Consider the following 17,429-nt stretch of genomic DNA (forward strand, 5'->3'; position numbering starts at 1 on the left):
AAGGAGATTCGAGCATGAAACCAGAACTGCACGTCGAGCGCCTGCGCGCCAGCCTGCTCGGCAAGCCGCGCGCGGGGGACGACGACGCGATCGTGCCGCGCGCCGCGTCGGCCAAGGTGAAGATCGGCCCGGAGCATTACGACTTCGCGCACTTCCCCGAATTGCGCGAGTACGCGAATACCCGCTGGTACTACGACAAGCAGGGGTACGAGTGGAACATGTACCGCGAGCACGCGGGCCTCGCCGGCGCGGAGATCGAGATCGCGGGGCGCAAGGTCGTCAATTTTTCCTCGTACAACTATCTCGACCTGTCCGGCGACCTTCGGGTGCGGGCCGCCGCGAAGCACGCGATCGACGTGTACGGCACCTCGACCGGCTCCGGCCGGATCATCACCGGCGAGATTCCGCTGTACGGCGAGTTCGAGCGGATGCTGAGCGAGGTGCTGGGCGTCGAGGACGCGATGCTCGGCGTGAGCGGCTACGGCACCAACGTCGCGGCGATCGGCTATCTCGCGCGCAAGCAGGACCTGGTGCTGTACGACGAGCTGGTGCACAACAGCATGCTGACCGGCGCGAAGCTGAGCGGCGCGCGCCGCTTCGCGTTCGCGCACAACGACTACGACGCGCTGGAGCGGCTGCTTGCCGAACATCGCGGCCATTTCGAGCGCGTGCTGATCCTGACGGAGGGCGTGTTCAGCATGGACGGCGACATTCCCGACATCCCGCGCCTGATCGACATCAAGCGGCGCCATCAGGCGCTGCTGATGGTCGACGAAGCGCATTCGATGGGCGTGATCGGCCCGCGCGGGCTGGGCGTGGTCGATCACTTCGGACTCGACGGCACGGACATCGACATTCACTACGCATCGATGAGCAAAGCCTTCGCGACGGTCGGCGGCTATGTCGCGGGCAGCAAGGAACTGATCGCGATGCTCAAGCACTATGCGCCGGGGCTCGGCCTCTACGCCGCGCCGCTCACGCCGTCGAACGCGGCGGCCGGGCTGGAGGCGCTGCGCATCATGCGCGCGGAGCCGCAGCGCGCGCGGCGCGTCGTGGAGAACGCCGACTACTTCCGGTCGCGCGCGCAACAGGCGGGCCTCGACATCGGCATGAGCCACGGCTCGGGCGTCGTGCCGATCATGCTGCCCGACGCGGAGCTGGCGCTCTGGCTGACCGCGCAGCTGTTCGACCGGCAGATCTTCACGTTCCCGATGATCTTTCCGGTGGTGCCGCGCGATGCCGCGCGTCTGCGCTTCTTCATCAACACGGCGCACACCCGCGAGCACATCGACACGACGATCGACCTGCTCGCGGCGCTGAAACAGCGGGCGCCGGCCAGCAAGGGGTTGATTTGAAGCAGATCCGTTTCAGTGCCTTCGGTTCCCCCGCGCTGGCGGCCCGTTGCTGCGACGTCGACGATCCCGGTCCGCCGTCGGCCTGGGAGGTGCTGGTCGACATCGACGCCTGCGCCGTGAACCCGGCCGATCTCGCGCGGCTCGCCGGCCGCTACGGCGAGCTGCCGAAGTTGCCCGCGACGCTCGGCCTCGAGGCCGTCGGCCGGGTGGCGGCCTGCGGGGCATCGGTGCGCGATGTCGCGGTGGGCGCGCGCGTGATCCTGGTCGGCAACGACAACTGGTGCCAGCGCCGGCGGATCGCCGCGTCGCTCGTGCACAAGGTCGCGCCGGAGCTGGACGTGCTGCAGCTCGCGTCGCTCAAGGTGAGCGCCTGCACCGCGCTCGAACTGGTGCGGCGCGAGCGGCCGCTCGAACGCGGGGCGTGGCTGGTCCAGAACGCGCCGCTGTCGAGCGTCGGTCGGGCGGTGATGCAGGTGGCCCGGCGTGACGGCTTGCGCACGCTCAACATCGTGCGGCGTCCGGAAGCCGTCGGGCAGGTGCTCGCCGCGGGCGGCGACGCCGCCGTCGAGGACGGCCCGGAGATGGCGCGGCTCGCCCGCGCCGCGATGGGCGGCGACGCCGCGCCCCTCGCGCTCGACGCGGTCGGCGGCGACGCCGCGTTGCGGCTTGCCGAACTGCTCGAACCCGGCGCGACGATCGTCAACTACGGGATGCTGTCGGGCCAGCCGGTGCGCGTCGCCGGCGACGCGCTGATCTTCCACGGCATGACGCTGAAGGGTTTCTGGCTCACGCAGCGGCTGTCGCGGATGACCCATGCGCAGCGCGACGCGCTGCTCGGCGAAGCGGTCGAGCTGCTGAGCGCGGGCGTGCTGCGCGCCGAAGTCGCCGCCGTCTATCCGCTGGACGCCATCGCGAAGGCGCTGCGTCATGCCGACGAACCCGGACGGCAAGGCAGGGTGTACCTGCTGCCGAACGGCCCTGTCCAGGCGCTTGCCGCCGCCTCCCTGCCCGCACCATGAAAATCGAATCGCATGACATGTCCTCCCCCGGCGCGATCGCGCCGGGCGGCACCCCGATCGCGCGCCTGATCGGGGTGAGCAAGCGCTATCGCGACGTCGAGGCGCTCAGCCGCATCGACCTGACGGTCAGGAACGGCGAGATGCTGGCGATCGTCGGGCCGTCGGGCAGCGGCAAGACCACGCTGCTGAACCTGATCGGCCTGCTCGACCGGCCGTCGGTCGGCGAAATCGAACTGCTCGGCGAATCGACCACCTCGCTGAGTCCCGCTCAGTATGCGGAGCGCCGCCGCCGCGCGATCGGCTTCGTGTTCCAGAGCTACAACCTGATCCCGGTGCTCGACGCGCTCGACAACGTGCTGCTGCCGCTGCGGCTCAACGGCCGCACGACGCAGGCCGAGCGCGAGCGGGCGCAGGCGCTGCTCGGCGAGGTCGGGCTGATCGAACAGATCCACAAGCGCCCCGACCAGATGAGCGGCGGCCAGCGGCAACGGGTGGCGATCGCGCGCGCGCTGATCGCGCAGCCGAGGCTGGTGATCGCCGACGAGCCGACGGCGAGCCTCGACAGCCAGAACACCCGCGCCGCGATGCAGCTGTTCCAGCGGCTCAATCGCGGCCACGGCGTGACCTTCGTGTTTTCGACGCACGACGAACGGGCGCTGGGCTATATGGACCGCTGCCTGACCCTGTGCGACGGCCTGCTTCCCGATCGAGGTGAACTTTGATGCATTCCTTTGTACTCGCGCTCAAGAACGCGTTCAGAAACCGCCGCCGAAGCTTCGTCACGCTCACCGCGATCGCGTTCGGGCTCGCGGCGATCAATCTGTTCAGCGGCTACATCGCGAACGTCTACGCGGGGCTGGAGCAGCAGGCGGTGATGGGCGAACGGCTCGGACACCTGACCATCTTCAAGCGCGGCTTCATGCTGGAGGGCAAGCTGAAGCCGAAGCGCTATCTATTCACGCCGGAGGAGACGCGCCGGGTCGAGTCGATCATCCGCCGGGAGCCGGGCGTGAAGCTGGTGTCGCCGCGGCTCAGCCTCGACGGGCTGGCGTCGAACGGCCAGGCGTCGACCATCTTCATCGGCGAGGGCATCGTGCCCGCGCACAACGACGCGCTGGGCGGCTCGACGCCGGGGGACTCCAGCGGCCGGCTCAACGCGGGGCGGGAAAACGGCGTCGCGGTGTCGGAGGATCTGGCGAAGCTGCTGAACCTGAAGAAGGACGAGGTGTTCAGCCTGCTCGCGTCGACTTTCGACGGGCAGGCGAACGCGGTGGACGCGGAAGTGTCCGACGTCTTCAATACCGGCAACGCGGGCACCAACGACAAGTACCTGCTGGTGCCGCTCGCGCTGGCGCAATCGTTGATGAATACCGATGCGGTGGAGCGCTTCGTCGTGCTGCTCGATCGCGCCGACCTGACGGCACGGGCGAGGACGGATCTGGGCGACAGCCTGCGGGCCGCCGGCTTCGACGTCGAGATCAGGACGTGGCAGGAGCTGTCGAGTTTCTACACCCAGGTGAAAGGGCTGTTCGACATGATCTTCTCGTTCATCGCCAGCATCGTGCTGGTGATTTCGGCGATGAGCGTGGCGAACACCATGTCGATGGCGGTGGTCGAGCGCACCCGCGAGATCGGCACGCTGCGCGCGCTGGGCCTGACGCACGGCGGCGTGGTCAGGCTGTTCGCGCTCGAGGGCTTCTGGATCGCGCTGCTCGGCGCGCTGCTGGGGTTCGTCGTCACGCTCGTCGTCGCCGTCGCGCTCAATGCCGCGCAGATCGGCTACGTGCCGCCCAATTCGTCGCAGCAGGTGCTGCTGCAGATCGACCTGGACTGGGCCCGCATGGCGCTGATCGCGCTCGTCGTCGTGTGCTTCGCCGTGCTGTGCGCCGCCTATCCGGCGTATCGCGCCACGCGGATCGAGATCGTCGACGCGCTCACCTTCGTCTGACCGGCATGCGATGCCGTCGCCCCATTTTCGAGGATTTCCCATCATGCAACGTATGAAGCACCTGGTCGTCCTGGCGGCCTCCCTGGCCGGCCTCCACACGGCGCTCGCGGCGGCTGCGCCGTCGGCGGAAGAAGTCACCCGCATCGTCGCGGCCAGCGACCGCGCGCGCGGCGGCGGTCTGAGCGGCGTCGAATGGCAGCTCGACATCACCGGTCAGGACGGCGGCAGCCCGATCGACAAGCGCAGCTACGTGGTGCGCGCGAGCGACGACGACAGCCTCGCGGAATCGACCTTTCCGCCCCGCGATTCCGGCAGCCGGCTGCTGCAGAACGGCCGCAGCATGTGGTTCGGCAAGCCCAGCCTGACCAAGCCGGTGTCGATCTCCGCGCGGCAGAAGATGGTCGGCCCCGCGTCGAACGGCGACATCGCGTCGACGAACTACGCGAAGGACTACGACGCGACGATCCTGCGCACCGAGCCCGTCGACGGCGAGAACGCCTACGTGATCAACCTGGTCGCGAGGAGCAAGTTCGTCACCTACGACCGGATCGTCTATTACGTGTCCGTGGCGCGGCTCGTGCCGCTCAAGGCGGAGTTCTATACCGTGTCCGGCAAGCTCTTCAAGACCGCCGCGTTCGAAATGGACAACCGGCTGGACATCGACGGCAAGCCCCAGACCTTCGTCAGCAAGATGACCATCCAGGACACGATCGAGAAGTCGAACTACTCGGTGCTGCAGTATCGCGACGTCAGGACGAAGAAATTCGACGCCGATACCTTCGGCATCGATGCGCTCAATCGACCCTGACGGCGGATGCCGGGCTCGACGATGAATCCGACCGGGGGGCGGAGGGGGCGACGCGGACTGCGCGCGGCCGCGTGGCTGCTCGCGGCGGCCGCGATGGGCGCGGCGGGCGTCGCGGCGCCTGCCCGGGCCGCCGGCGGCAGCACTGACGGCGGCGGCAGCGGCATGATGGACTGGCTGTCGTTCCAGTCCAATCTGCAGGTGCTCGGCTACGGGACGGAGACCGTGCCGAATCGCGCGTCGCTCGCCAACCCGGGCAACCGCATCGCCGCCCTCTCGGACAGCAAGGCCGAGATCGACCCGCGCCTGGATCTGACCTTCAAGACCAAGCCGTGTTTTCTGCAATTGAAGCCTCGCGCGTTCTTCGTCTGGCAGAGCGGGACGCCCGCATCGGCCGGCTACGGCTCGGCCGATGCCTATTTGAACGAAGGGCGGCTGTCGTGCCGCGTGTCCGGCGCGATCAACGCGGAAGCCGGGCGCGGCGTGTTGCTGTGGGGGAGTGCGATCCTGCTGTCGCCGAGCAATCCGTTCTTCGCCGAAACCGGCAAGACCGATCCCGTGCGGGAATTGCTGGGCCGGGATTTCGTGCGGGTCACCGCGCAGCTCGCGCCGGCCTGGAGCATCGAAGCCATCCGCAATTTCCACGTCGACACGCGCGACACGACAAAAGCGTATTTCTCGCCGGTCGGCGCGCTGAAGCTCAACTGGACAGGCGACGCGGCGTCGGCGAGCGTGCTGGCGTCGCATCGCGACAACGGCGTGAACCGGCTCGGCGCGTACGGCACGTGGACTGCGTCGAACGCGCTGCTGCTCTACGCGGACGCATCGCTCGGGCAGGGCAACAATGCGCTGTTCCCCGTTGCGCAACCCGGTGCGCCGGGCGGTTGGACTTTCGTGCAGAACCAGACCGGCGACCACGCGTTCCACGCGAGCGCGCTGCTTGGCGCGAGCTATACGCTCGTCTCCGGGTGGACGCAGACGCTGGAGCTTCTCTACAACGGCGACGGCTATACGAGCGGCGAACGGCAGGCGTATCAGCAGGCGATCCGCGCGGGCAACGCGGCGTTCGCGGCGGGCAATCTCGCGGCGGCGGGCCTGCTGGGGCAGGCGCTCAATCCGCAGCAGAATCTGCTCGGCCGGCGCTATGCGATGTATCAGCTCAACCGCACCGATCTGTTCAACAAGCTCGACGTCACGCTGCGCTATACGCAGGCGTTCGATGCGCCGCGCGGCGGGAATGTCGCGCTGTCGCTCAACTACAAGCTGGGGCTGAGCACCGAATGGTTCGCGTTCGCGCAATGGAACGTCGGCAACCCGCAGTCGGAGTTCGTGCAGCTGTCGCGCTTCTCGATCATGAGCGGCTTGCGCTACTACTGGAACTGACGATGCGCGCGGCAAGATCGCCCGCGCGCATCGGAAGCGGGCCGATGTCACGGCGGCGCGCGGCGCGGACCGTTCGCCCGCGTAGCTTGGTTTCGCGCCTATTTCCCCCGGAATGACGGCTTGCGGCGTTCGCCGAACGCCCGCAGTCCTTCGCTGAAATCGTCGCTCGCGCACGCCTGCCGGCGCAGCTCGGCGATGCGCTCCAGCGCATCGACCGGCATCGGCCGCGCATCCTCCAGCACGCGCAGCTGCTCCTTCACCGCCTGCACCGCGAGCGGCGCCTTGGCGGCGATCGTGCGCGCGAGTTCGAGCGTCGTCGCATCGAGCTGGTCGGTATCGACCAGCCGGTTCACGACGCCGAAGCGCTCGGCGCGTTCCGCGTCGATCGGCAGCGCGCTGAAGAACATTTCCTTCAGCACGTGGATCGGCAGGTTGTGGAAGAAGCGCAGCAGGCCGCTCGTCGTGTACGGCAGGCCGATGTTGACCGGCGTCATCGCGAAACTCGCGCGACGGTCGGCGATCACGAGGTCGCAGCTCATCACGAGATCGACCGCGCCGCCCCACACCGAACCCGATACGCAGGCGATCACGACGCCCGGATACGCGCGGATGCGCCGCAGCACGCGTTCGAGCGGCTTGTCGTGGGCGATCGGATCGCGGTCGAGCGCCAGTTCGCCGAGATCGTGACCGGCGCTCCACACGTCGTCGCCGCTGCTGTTGCCGATCACCACGACGGGAATCCGGCTGATCGCGAGATCCGCCAGGCGGGCGTCGAGCGCATCCAGCAGGCCGGCGTCGAGCGCGTGCCGGCGCGTGGGGTTGCCGAACCGCACTTGCCAGATCCGGTCGTTGACCGGCTCCGCGGTGACGAAGGAGGTCGTCGGAATGTCGTTCACGATGCGGCTCCCTCGGCGATGGCGGCGGCTTCCGGCGCCTGCTGGAAGACAGCCCGCGCGGCGAGCAGCGCGTCGATGTCCGCCGAGGCGATGCCCGCCTCGCGCAGGACTTCGACCGTGTGTTCGCCGAGGCCGGGCGGCGCGCGGCGCACCGGCGCCGCCGTCGTCGCCTCGGGGGCTTCGCGGGCCGCCAGCGCGAGCGGCGTGACGACCTGCCGCAGCGCGCCGAGCGACGGATGGTCGAGCGTTTCGACGAGCCCGCAATGCGCGACTTGCGGATCGTCGAACACCTCGTCGAGCGTATGGATCGGCCCGGCGGGCAGGCCGGCGTCGACGAAGCAGGCGGTCCATTCGCGCTTGCCGCGCGTCTTGAGACGGCCTTCGAGGATCGTCTTCAGCGCATCGCGGTGCGTGACGCGCGCCTCGTTGGTGGCGAAACGCGGATCGTCCGGCAGGCCGGGCAGGTCGAGCACCTGGCAGAGACGCTGCCACATGCCGGTGGTGATCGGCGCGAGATTGAGCGGGCCGTCGGCGGTCTCGAACACGCCGTACGGCGCGATCACCGCGTGCGCGTTGCCGGTGCGTCGCGGCACGTCGCCGAGGCTCAGGTAGCGCTGGCCGTGCACGCTCAGCAGGCCGACCAGGCTTTCGAGCAGCGACGTGCCGACATGCTGGCCGCGCCCGGTGCGCTCGCGCTCGAACAGCGCGGCGACGATCGCGGTCACGAGCCACATGCCGGAGCTGAGGTCGCCGATCGCGGTGCCGGTGCGGGTCGGCTCGCCGTGAGCGAAGCCCGTCAGGCTCATCAGTCCGGCGTAGCCCTGCGCGATCTGATCGAAGCCGGGCCAGTTCCGCAGCGGTCCCTGCGCGCCGAACGCGGTGATGCTGCCCATCACGAGCCGCGGATTCGCGGCGCTCAGCACGTCGTAGCCGAGCCCCATGCTGTCGATCGTGCCGGGCTTGAAATTCTCGATCACGACGTCGGCGCCGTCGATCAGGCGGCGCACCGCGTCGATGCCGCGCGGGTGGCGGAAGTCGACGCAGAGGCTGCGCTTGTTCCGGTTGCACGACAGGTAGTAGGTGCTGATGCCGCGGTCGAACGGCCCCCAGGTCCGGCTCATGTCGCCGGCGGGGCCGGGCTCGACCTTGACGACGTCGGCGCCGAGGTCGGCGAGCGCCATCGAGCAGAACGGCCCGGACAGCGCGCGGCTCAGATCGACGACCTTGATTCCTTGTAACGCTTGCATGCAATGCTCCTGCGGAAAAGACGAGAAGACGGGACGGAGGCGGCTACGCGGGCAGCGTGTCGTGACGGGTTTCGATCGCGGCGGGCAGGATCAGGATGCCGGCCACGAAGGCGGCGGCCGTCCATGCGATCGGGATGCCGAGCGAGCCTTGCCAGTGGATCGCGGCGCCGAGCAGGAAATTGACGCCCGCGCCGATGAAGCGGCCGATCGACGCGTTGAACGCGAACGCGGTCGCGCGGATCCGGGTGGGGTACAGCTCGGGCAGCCACAGCGAGAAGATCGCGAAATTGCCGCCGAAGAAACCGAGAAACAGCAGCGCGACCATGAAGGCCCGCAGGCCGTTCGGCCAATAGAACACCCAGCCGAACGCGATCGCGATCGACAGCGCCATGCCCGCGAAATAGACGCCGAGCGCCGCGCGGCGGCCGATGCGTTCGGCCAGCCACGGCGCGGCGAGGCAGCCGGCGATCGTGCCGAACGAGAGGATCGCCGCGCCGATCGACGCCAGGTGCAGCGCGCCGATCCGGTCGATGCCCGCGCGCGTCGCGAGCGTCACCACCGCGCTCGCTTCGTAGACCGAGCCCGCCCACAGGCCGATGATCGCCACGCCGACGAGCGTCGCGCTCGTCACCGTGCGGCGCCGGTACGCCGGCGACAGGATCTCGCGCAGCGGGTGGCGGGCCGGCGCGGCGGCGGGATCGCCGGCGCGCGCGCCGCGCTTGTGCCACTGGTCCGGCTCCTTCACGCGCATCACGGTGAAGATCGCGAGCAGCGCGGGCGCGAGGCCGCACAGGAACATCGCGCGCCAGCCGTAGGTCGCGCCGATCGTGTAGTTCAGGCAGGCGGCGATGAAGAAGCCGAAGTAGTAGCCGGTCTGCAGGTAGCCCGCGCCCATCTTGCGGCGATCCTCGGGCCAGCTTTCCGCGACGTAGGTGCCGGCGAGCGCCCATTCGCCGCCGACGCCGATGCCGGCGATCAGCCGGAACGCGGCAAGCTCCCAGACGTTGTGCGCGAACGCCGCCGCGCCGGTGAAGACCGAGTAGATCAGGATGCTCGCGGCGAGCGTCTTCACGCGGCCGAAGCGGTCCGCGAGCGGCCCCCAGATGAACGACAGGCCCCAGCCGATCAGGAACAGCGCGAACAGGACCGACCCGTACAGGCCGAGGTTGCCGGGCGTCGCGGCGATGCCGGACGCGGGCAGCAGTTCGGTGAGCGCGGGGACCAGCACCAGCGCGTAGATCACGGAATCGACGCCGTCGAGCACCCAGCCCGCATAGACCGCCCAGAATCCCTTGATCTGGTCGCGCGTGAGCGGTGTGCGCGCTGGCTTCGCATCGTGTGCCGATGCGGTGATTGCTTTGAACATCGTTGTCTCCTTGCCGGCCGGCGCCGGTTTTTTTATTGACTCAGTATAGGAACGCTGGAAATCGCCGAAAAATATGATATTTGTCTTGCTCCATAGGATTTGCTTATGGCGCGCGGAACGGGAGGCATGGATGGACCTGCGGCAGCTGCGGTATTTCGTCAAGGTGGTCGAGTACGGCAACGTGACGCATGCGAGCGAGGCGTTGCATATCGCCCAGCCGGCGGTCAGCCAGCAGATGCGCAACCTCGAGCGCGATCTCGGGATGCAGCTGCTCGAGCGCAGCCCGCACGGCGTCGCGCCGACCGCGGCGGGGCGCACGCTGTACCGGCACGCGATCGAATTGCTGCGGCAGGCCGACGGCACGCAGGAGCTGCTGCGCCGCGATGCCGAACTGCCGCAGGGGCGGGTGTCGGTCGGCATGCCGTCGAGCACGGCGCGGATACTGGCGATTCCGCTCGCGCGGCTCGTGCACGAGCGCTATCCGGGCATCATGCTCGAGCTGATCGACGCGCCGAGCGCCGATCTCGACAACCTGATCGGCCGCTCGCGGGTGGATCTGGCGATCGGTGTCGATGCCGTTGCGACGCGCGGGGTCGCGGTGCAGCCGTTGCTGACCGAGGCGCTGTACCTGATCGGCTGGCCGGATTTTCCGCTGCCGGACGCGCCGGTGCCGCTCGCGGAGGTGGCGCGCATGCCGCTGATCCTGCCGAGCGCGCCGAACACGATCCGCAATCGCGTCGACTGGGCGATGCGCGAGGCGGGGCTCGCTTACGACATCCGTTTCGAAGCCAGCTCGACCGGGCTGCTGTTCGCGGCGGTGATGGCGCAGCTGGGCGTCACGATCCTGCCGTGGACCGCGGCGCATGTAGAGCTCGACGAGCGCAAGCTGAAGCTCGCGCGCGTCGCGCACCGGCTGTTCGTGCGCGACCTGTCGCTGTGCTGGCACGACACGGGGCTCGTCAGCAACGCGGTGCTCAAGGTGAAGGAGACCATCGTCGAGCTGTTCGAGCGGCTCGGCCGGCGGCCGGAGTGGGCGGCGGGGGGCTGAAGGCGGGACGCCGGCGGCGTGCTTCGGGGAGCCGGGCCGCTTGTCGCCGGGCGCCCGGCACGCGGTGCTTCGCGTTCGGCATCCCGTGTCGGGCGCCGCGCACGCCGCGCCCCGGCGGCATGCCGCGGTAACCGCAATGACAGCATCCGGTCGCAAGCCGCGCCTTCCGGCCGCGTCCGCCGGCGTTAACCAACTGACAGCTTTGTTTCCACACATTACGAAGTAACAGCGGCGAAGGCGCGCGCCCGTGCGGCCGTTCGTATTTCGTCACAGCTGTAACGCGCGGCAAGATCGCGCGGCGTCCGTGTAATTGATGCGCGCAGGCGAGCGGCATAGCGTTCAGGTGTCGAAACCCGAATGGATGTTCAACCCTCGCGATGCGGCGGAGATTGATGTGAACAAGTTGAAGATTGTGCTGGGCGCGGCGGCGCTGGCCGCGGCCTGCGCCAGCGGTGCGGCGCAGGCCGCGCGGGTCGGTGTGTATATCGGGCCGGGATATCCGTACTACTACCCGGTCGTACCCGCGCCGTACTACTACCCGCCGCCCGTCATCGCGGTGCCGGTCGATCCGCCGCCGCCGCCGGAATACATCGAGCAGGGACAGGTCCAGCAGGGGCCCGGCCCGGGCCAGCCGGATGCCGGCGCGCCACCGCAGGACGGCAACGCCTGGTACTACTGCGACGCCGCGAAGCGGTACTACCCGTACGTGAAGCAATGCGCGTCAGGCTGGCGCGCGGTGCCGGCCCGCCCTCAATGATCAGGATGCAACCGAGATGAACCAAGCAATCAAGTATTCGCGTCGGACGATGATCGGTCGAGCGGCCGTGCTCGCATCGCTCGGCTTGCTGGGCGCATGCGCGGTCGTGCCGACCGGTCCGAGCGTGATGGCGCTGCCGGGTACCGGCAAGAGCTTCGACCAGTTCCGCGTCGACGACGGCAATTGCCGGCAGTACGCGTTCGACCAGATCGGCGGCGTGTCGGCGAATCAGGCGTCGACGGCGAGCGCGCTCGGCAGCGCGGCCGTCGGTACCGCGCTGGGCGCGGCCGCGGGCGCGGCGTTCAACGGCGGCCGCGGCGCGGCGGTCGGCGCGGGCGCCGGCCTGCTCGCGGGCAGCGTGCTGGGCCTCGGTGCGTCGCAGGGCTCTTCCTACGAAGTGCAGCGCCGCTACGACTATGCGTACACGCAGTGCATGTACGCGGCGGGCGACCGCGTGCCCGTGCCGGGCCGGGTCCGTCCGAGCGGCGGCTATTACGGCAACGGCGGCGGTTACGGCGGCGCCGGCGGGGGATATGGCGGAGGCGGCGGTTATGCGTCGCCGCCGCCGCCGCCGCCCGGCTATCAGCCCCCGCCGCCGCCCGGCTATCAGCCTCCGCCCCCGGGCTACTGAGCGGCGCCGCGCCGCTTCGTTCATGCGGATACACGACCGCGCTCAGGCGCGGTCGCGCGTTTTGACGCCGGGCAGCCTCGGGCCGATTTGCGTACACTTCCAAGTTCCTCTTCCGGCCGCGCCCGCGTGCCGCTTCTCAGACAGGAATCTCCGATGATCGATTTACGCAGCGATACCGTGACGCGCCCGAGCCAGCCGATGCTGGCCGCGATGACCGCCGCCGAAGTGGGTGACGACGTCTGGGGCGACGATCCCACCGTCCTGCGCTTGCAGGATGCCGTCGCGGCGCGCGCGGGCAAGGCTGCCGGACTGTTCTTTCCGAGCGGCACGCAGAGCAATCTCGCCGCGCTGATGGCGCACTGCGAGCGCGGCGACGAGTATATCGTCGGCCAGCTCGCGCACACCTACAAATACGAAGGCGGCGGCGCGGCAGTGCTCGGCAGCATCCAGCCGCAGCCGATCGAGAACGCGGCGGACGGCTCGCTGCCGCTCGACAAGATCGCCGCCGCGATCAAGCCGATCGACAATCACTTCGCCCGCACCCGGCTGCTCGCACTGGAAAACACCATCGGCGGCAAGCTGTTGCCCGCGGGCTACGTCGACGAGGCAGTCGCGCTCGCGCGCCGCCACGGCTTGTCGACCCATCTCGACGGCGCGCGCGTCTGCAACGCGGCAGTCGCGGCGGGCCGGCCGGTCGCGGCGCTGTGCGCGCCGTTCGATTCGGTGTCGATCTGTTTCTCGAAGGGATTGGGCGCGCCGGTCGGCTCGGTGCTGGTCGGCAGCCGCGAGATCGTCGAGCGCGCGCATCGCTGGCGCAAGGTGCTGGGCGGCGGCATGCGGCAGGCGGGCGTGCTGGCGGCGGCGTGCCTGTATGCGCTCGAGCACAATGTCGAGCGGCTCGCCGACGATCACGCGAATGCCGAGCGGCTCGCCCGGGGTCTCGCGGAAATCGATCAGGTGACGGTACTGTCGCAGGCGACCAACATGGTGTTCGCGCGGTTTCCCGAAGCCGACTGCGCGCCGATCGAGGCGTGGCTCAAGGCGCGCGGCATCCTCACGCAGATGCTGTACGCGACGCGCTTCGTCACGCATTGCGACGTGTCGCGCGACGATATCGATACGGTTGTCGCCGCGGTGCGCGACTATTTCGCGAAGCGCGCGGGTTGAGCCGGCGGGCGGCGTTCGTCGCTTGCCGATGAACGCCGTGCCGGGCGGAGGGGGCACGAAGTCGCATGCCGAGCGATGAGAGGGGGCGCGGCGACGTCGGGGTAGCGCCGCAGGATGTCTTGTGACCTTCGAATGCGACTTCGGCGCCGTCCACGATGAAATCCGGATCACCCTCGGCGATCACGCATTCACCGTGCATCGGACAGCTACAGCGGTCGCCCTGACGAGCGACAGCTCGATTCATCACTTCGCTATGCGGCGCGCCCGCCTCGACCCGTCCGCCGTGGCTGTGCCGGTCGCCGCCCCGAATGATGCCGCGCATCGCCGCTCCTGGAAACCGTAGTCCTGACCGTAGCCGCTGTAGTCGGTGTCGTAGCGCTTGCCCCACCAAGGCAAGTACGCCGACAGGCCCGGCACGCGACTGAGAGGGCAATCCGCCACGGATCCTTCAAGCACAGCAAACTGCCGATTTTGGGTAAGCATTCAAGAACAATGCTGGACAATCCAGGGCGTCAAACCAGGGTTTGCGGCAAAGCGTGAGCGCAAGAAGCCAACAGGAAACCCGGCACCCCCGTCAGTCCGCGCCCTTCACCGGCGCTCTCAGCAGCCCGCGCGCGGCCTCCACCACGCGCGCCGACAACGACAGCATGCTCGGCGACTGCACTTTCCACGCGTGCCAGTACAGCGCGACGTCGGTCGGATGCGACGGGGCGAGATCGACGAGCCCCTGGTCGGCGAGCGGCGCCGCGCCGAGCAGCAGCTCCGGCACCATCGCATAGCCGAGCCCGTGCCGGACGGCGGCGAAATGGGTATGCGTGCCCGGCACGTAGTGGCACGGGTACGCGCCGTCGGGCAGGCCGAACTTCTCCAGCAGGAACGCCGACTGCAGCGTGTCGCGCCGCGAGTACGCGACGACGGGCGCTTGCCGCGCACCGGCGCGGTTCAGGCCGCGCGGAAACCAGCGCGCCGCGAAAGCCTGCGCGGCGAGCAGGCGATAGCGCATCGTGCCGAGCGGCGTCGCGGCACATCCGCGCATCGGTTTCTGCACCGTCGTCACGCAGCCGATCGCCATGCCGCTCTCGAGCAGGGAGAACGTGTGGTCCTGATCTTCCATGATCAGCTCGAACAGCAGGCGCTCGCCCGCCAGGATCGACGACAGCGCGGGCAGGAACCAGGTGCCGAGACTGTCGGAGTTGAGCGCGACCACCACCGAGGCCGGCGATTGCCGGTCGGCGGCGAGTTCCGCCTGCAAGTCCGCCTGCAGCACCAGCACCCGCCGCAGATGCTGCAGCACGCGCTGCCCGACCGCCGTCGCGCGGCACGGCCGCGTGCGCAGCACCAGCGGCGCGCCCAGCCCCGCCTCCAGCGCCCGCACCCGCTGCGTGACCGCCGATGCCGTCACGTGCAGACGCAGCGCCGCCTGTTCGAAGCTGCCTGTCTCGACGACGGCGAGAAACGCGGCAGCCTGTCTGGGATCGATATCCATGCGCTTCCTAAATAAAATTAAGCCTCTGCAAATTCAGCTAAAGATTGTACCGGGTTAACACCGATCCCCCGACAATGGGCGGCTTATCGCAGCGGGCGGCATGAGCGAATACGTTCGTGCCGCCGCTGCCGCAACGTTGAAGGGAATCGTCATGACGCCAGCTGCCTCGCCCCCGCCACCCGCCGCGCCGACCCGCGCCCGCCGCTACCTGCGCACGTTCGCCGGCGCGTTGCTCGGCCTGACGGTCGCGGGCATCGCGATCGGCGCGTGGACCGTCGATCGCATCTGGCGGCAACTACCCGCGGTCGATCACCTCGCGACCTATCGCCCCGCGATGCCGCTGCGGATTTATTCGCGCGACGGCGTGCTGCTTGCCGAATACGGGATCGAGCGGCGCGAGTTCGTGCCGATCGGGCAGATCCCGCCGCGCGTGCGCCATGCGCTGCTCGCCGCCGAGGATGCGCGTTTCTACGAGCACGGACCGGTGGATTTCGGCGGTCTCGCGCGCGCGACGCTGACGAACCTCGTCGCCGGCCATTCGGCGCAGGGCGGCAGCACGATCTCGATGCAGGTCGCCCGTAATTTCTATCTGACGCGCGACAAGCTGATCAGCCGCAAGCTCGCCGAGATCCTGATGGCCTACAAGCTCGAATCCGCGTACGGGAAGAACAAGCTGCTCGAGCTGTACATGAACCAGATCTATCTGGGCGAGCGCGCGTATGGTTTCGCGGCGGCCGCGTCGATCTACTTCGGCAAGCCGCTGGATCAATTGAGCGATGCCGAGGCGGCGGTGCTTGCCGGGCTGCCGAAAGCGCCGTCGGCCTTCAATCCGGCCGTCAATCCGGCGCGCGCGCACGCACGCCGCCAGTACGTGCTGCGCCGGATGCACGAACTGGGCTATCTCGACGGCGCCGCGTACCAGCAGGCGGCGGATATGCCACTGACGCTGGCGAACACGCCGCCGCCGGGCATCGTCGCCGCGCCGTACGTTGCGGAACGGGCACGCCGGATGATGGTCGAGCGGTATCGCGACGACGCCTATACGCTCGGCCTCGACGTGACCACCACCGTGACGATGCGCGATCAGCTCGCCGCCGAGGCGGCGCTGCGGCACGCGGTGCTCGACGCGCGGATGCGGCGTGCGCGGCCGGGTGCGCCGCGCGCGGCCGACGCGGCGGCGCAAGGCGATACGCTGGAAGGCGCGCTGGTCTCGCTCGACGCCGGCACCGGCGACATCCTCGCGCTCGCGGGCGGCGCGGATTTTCGGCGCAATCCGTTCGATCATGCGCTGCAGGCTTACCGGCAGCCGGGTTCGAGCTTCAAGCCCTTTGTCTATTCCGCCGCGCTGGAGAAGGGCTACTTCCCCGGCACGCTGGTCGACGATACGCAGCGGACGCTGTCGAAAGAGGAAACCGGCGCGAACCGCTGGCGGCCCCGCAACTACGCGAACAACTACGAAGGGTTCATCCCGATGCGGCGCGGGCTGATGCGCTCGAAAAACCTGGTGGCCGTCAGTCTGATGCAGGCCGCGCAACCGTTGTTCGTGCAGCGGCATGCGCTGGGCTTCGGATTCGAGGACGTGCGCAATCCGGCATCGCTGCCGCTCGCGCTGGGCGCGGGCTCCGTGACGCCGCTGCAACTGGCGAGCGCCTACGGGGCGTTCGCGAACGGGGGCCTGCGCGCCGAGCCGCGCCTCATCGAAACGGTGCGGCTGCGCAACGGCGGCGAACTGTTCCGCGCGCCGGAGCCCGCGACCACCCGGGCGATCTCCGCGCGCAATGCGTTCGTGATGGACAGCATGCTGCGCGACGTCGTGCGGTTCGGCACCGCGCGGGGCGCGCTGCCGTTGAGGCGGACCGACACCGCCGGCAAGACCGGCACGTCGAACGGGTCGAAGGACGTGTGGTTCGCGGGCTATTCGTCGGGCGTGGTGGCGGTCGCGTGGCTGGGCTACGACGCGCCGCGCAGTCTCGGCCGCGCGACCGGCGCGACGCTGGCGTTGCCGGTCTGGCTGGCCTACATGAAGGTGGCGGTCGACGGCCGGATGCCGGTCGACCCCGCGATGCCGAACGACGTCGCGCTGATCGACGGCGATTACGTGTATGCGGAATACCCCGGCGGCAAATGCGTCGACGCGCCGCCGCCGTATATCCGCTCCGCGTTCGCGTGCGGCGGTACGCGCAGCGACGCCGCCGCGACGCGGGAGGGCTGGGGCGCGGATGCTTCGTCCGCCGTGCCGGCGCCGCTGCCGCCCGTCGATGCGGCCGAGCGCGCGCGGGTGCTGGAACTGTTTCGAACCGAAGATTGAAACCGACTGGACG

General features: G+C 69.2%; 15 protein-coding genes and 1 pseudogene. 11 read left to right on the forward strand and 5 right to left on the reverse strand.

Annotation, left to right across the window (positions count from 1 at the left end; genetic code table 11):
- The first annotated feature begins 14 nt into the window (after positions 1-14).
- Genes RZR99_RS14310 through RZR99_RS14335 form a run of 6 tightly spaced genes read left to right on the forward strand, consistent with a single transcriptional unit; the run spans position 15 to position 6,510 of the window.
- The gene (locus RZR99_RS14310; protein WP_323120435.1) at positions 15-1,355 is read left to right on the forward strand and encodes an aminotransferase class I/II-fold pyridoxal phosphate-dependent enzyme; all 1,341 of its coding nucleotides are present in this window, start codon (positions 15-17) and stop codon (positions 1,353-1,355) included.
- On the forward strand, positions 1,352-2,374 hold the full coding sequence (locus RZR99_RS14315) for a zinc-dependent alcohol dehydrogenase family protein (protein ID WP_323120436.1): 1,023 nt from the start codon (positions 1,352-1,354) through the stop codon (positions 2,372-2,374). Before RZR99_RS14310 ends, RZR99_RS14315 begins: the two co-directional genes overlap by 4 nt.
- A gap of 17 nt (positions 2,375-2,391) precedes the next feature.
- Complete coding sequence (locus RZR99_RS14320; protein WP_323120437.1) at positions 2,392-3,096, forward strand: ABC transporter ATP-binding protein; 705 nt, start codon at positions 2,392-2,394, stop codon at positions 3,094-3,096.
- Entirely contained in the window at positions 3,096-4,322 is a 1,227-nt protein-coding gene (locus RZR99_RS14325; RefSeq protein WP_323120438.1) for an ABC transporter permease, read from the forward strand. Before RZR99_RS14320 ends, RZR99_RS14325 begins: the two co-directional genes overlap by 1 nt.
- 43 nt (positions 4,323-4,365) lie before the next feature.
- Positions 4,366-5,130 carry an outer membrane lipoprotein-sorting protein gene (locus tag RZR99_RS14330; protein ID WP_323120439.1) on the forward strand — a complete coding sequence of 255 codons (765 nt, stop codon included), beginning with the start codon at positions 4,366-4,368 and terminating at the stop codon, positions 5,128-5,130.
- 21 nt (positions 5,131-5,151) lie between these two features.
- Complete coding sequence (locus RZR99_RS14335; RefSeq protein WP_323120440.1) at positions 5,152-6,510, forward strand: hypothetical protein; 1,359 nt, start codon at positions 5,152-5,154, stop codon at positions 6,508-6,510.
- Between the two features lie 98 nt (positions 6,511-6,608).
- Here RZR99_RS14335 and scpB read toward each other — a convergent pair whose 3' ends face one another.
- Genes scpB through RZR99_RS14350 form a run of 3 tightly spaced genes read right to left on the reverse strand, consistent with a single transcriptional unit; the run spans position 6,609 to position 10,019 of the window.
- Positions 6,609-7,397 carry a methylmalonyl-CoA decarboxylase gene (gene scpB, locus RZR99_RS14340; protein ID WP_407655450.1) on the reverse strand — a complete coding sequence of 263 codons (789 nt, stop codon included), beginning with the start codon at positions 7,395-7,397 and terminating at the stop codon, positions 6,609-6,611.
- 5 nt (positions 7,398-7,402) lie between these two features.
- A complete protein-coding gene (locus tag RZR99_RS14345) occupies positions 7,403-8,653 on the reverse strand; it encodes a CaiB/BaiF CoA transferase family protein (RefSeq protein ID WP_323120442.1) in 1,251 nt (416 codons plus the stop codon).
- 43 nt (positions 8,654-8,696) lie between these two features.
- On the reverse strand, positions 8,697-10,019 hold the full coding sequence (locus tag RZR99_RS14350) for an MFS transporter (protein ID WP_323120443.1): 1,323 nt from the start codon (positions 10,017-10,019) through the stop codon (positions 8,697-8,699).
- Between the two features lie 130 nt (positions 10,020-10,149).
- Between RZR99_RS14350 and RZR99_RS14355 the strand changes: the two genes are divergently transcribed.
- From RZR99_RS14355 to ltaE, 4 genes are all read left to right on the forward strand, one after another.
- The gene (locus tag RZR99_RS14355; RefSeq protein WP_323120444.1) at positions 10,150-11,067 is read left to right on the forward strand and encodes a LysR substrate-binding domain-containing protein; all 918 of its coding nucleotides are present in this window, start codon (positions 10,150-10,152) and stop codon (positions 11,065-11,067) included.
- 394 nt (positions 11,068-11,461) lie between these two features.
- Complete coding sequence (locus tag RZR99_RS14360; RefSeq protein ID WP_323120445.1) at positions 11,462-11,824, forward strand: hypothetical protein; 363 nt, start codon at positions 11,462-11,464, stop codon at positions 11,822-11,824.
- Positions 11,825-11,840: 16 nt separating this feature from the next.
- Positions 11,841-12,455: a hypothetical protein gene (locus RZR99_RS14365; protein ID WP_407655447.1), complete on the forward strand. Its 615-nt coding sequence runs from the start codon at positions 11,841-11,843 to the stop codon at positions 12,453-12,455.
- 153 nt (positions 12,456-12,608) lie between these two features.
- Positions 12,609-13,622, forward strand: coding sequence for a low-specificity L-threonine aldolase (ltaE, locus tag RZR99_RS14370; protein WP_323120446.1), 1,014 nt, complete (start codon positions 12,609-12,611; stop codon positions 13,620-13,622).
- A gap of 76 nt (positions 13,623-13,698) precedes the next feature.
- Here ltaE and RZR99_RS14375 read toward each other — a convergent pair.
- Positions 13,699-13,944 (reverse strand): annotated as a pseudogene (locus RZR99_RS14375) (PAAR domain-containing protein); the annotation flags it as partial.
- 252 nt (positions 13,945-14,196) lie between these two features.
- Positions 14,197-15,108: an HTH-type transcriptional regulator ArgP gene (locus RZR99_RS14380; RefSeq protein ID WP_323120447.1), complete on the reverse strand. Its 912-nt coding sequence runs from the start codon at positions 15,106-15,108 to the stop codon at positions 14,197-14,199.
- 151 nt (positions 15,109-15,259) lie between these two features.
- Here RZR99_RS14380 and RZR99_RS14385 point away from each other — a divergent pair, with 151 nt between their 5' ends.
- Complete coding sequence (locus RZR99_RS14385) at positions 15,260-17,416, forward strand: penicillin-binding protein 1A (RefSeq protein WP_323120448.1); 2,157 nt, start codon at positions 15,260-15,262, stop codon at positions 17,414-17,416.
- The last annotated feature ends 13 nt before the right edge of the window (positions 17,417-17,429 follow it).

The sequence above is a fragment of the Burkholderia alba genome, assembly GCF_034721475.1.
GTDB lineage: Bacteria > Pseudomonadota > Gammaproteobacteria > Burkholderiales > Burkholderiaceae > Burkholderia > Burkholderia alba.

Excerpts from the sequence above, each read along its gene's own strand:
- RZR99_RS14310 (WP_323120435.1), top strand. The coding sequence starts at position 15 with ATGAAACCAGAACTGCACGTCGAGCGCCTGCGCGCCAGCCTGCTCGGC.
- RZR99_RS14320 (WP_323120437.1), top strand. The coding sequence starts at position 2,392 with ATGTCCTCCCCCGGCGCGATCGCGCCGGGCGGCACCCCGATCGCGCGC.
- RZR99_RS14325 (WP_323120438.1), top strand. The coding sequence starts at position 3,096 with ATGCATTCCTTTGTACTCGCGCTCAAGAACGCGTTCAGAAACCGCCGC.
- RZR99_RS14330 (WP_323120439.1), top strand. The coding sequence starts at position 4,366 with ATGCAACGTATGAAGCACCTGGTCGTCCTGGCGGCCTCCCTGGCCGGC.
- RZR99_RS14335 (WP_323120440.1), top strand. The coding sequence starts at position 5,152 with ATGAATCCGACCGGGGGGCGGAGGGGGCGACGCGGACTGCGCGCGGCC.
- RZR99_RS14345 (WP_323120442.1), bottom strand. The coding sequence starts at position 8,653 with ATGCAAGCGTTACAAGGAATCAAGGTCGTCGATCTGAGCCGCGCGCTG.
- RZR99_RS14350 (WP_323120443.1), bottom strand. The coding sequence starts at position 10,019 with ATGTTCAAAGCAATCACCGCATCGGCACACGATGCGAAGCCAGCGCGC.
- RZR99_RS14355 (WP_323120444.1), top strand. The coding sequence starts at position 10,150 with ATGGACCTGCGGCAGCTGCGGTATTTCGTCAAGGTGGTCGAGTACGGC.
- RZR99_RS14365 (WP_407655447.1), top strand. The coding sequence starts at position 11,841 with ATGAACCAAGCAATCAAGTATTCGCGTCGGACGATGATCGGTCGAGCG.
- ltaE (WP_323120446.1), top strand. The coding sequence starts at position 12,609 with ATGATCGATTTACGCAGCGATACCGTGACGCGCCCGAGCCAGCCGATG.
- RZR99_RS14380 (WP_323120447.1), bottom strand. The coding sequence starts at position 15,108 with ATGGATATCGATCCCAGACAGGCTGCCGCGTTTCTCGCCGTCGTCGAG.
- RZR99_RS14385 (WP_323120448.1), top strand. The coding sequence starts at position 15,260 with ATGACGCCAGCTGCCTCGCCCCCGCCACCCGCCGCGCCGACCCGCGCC.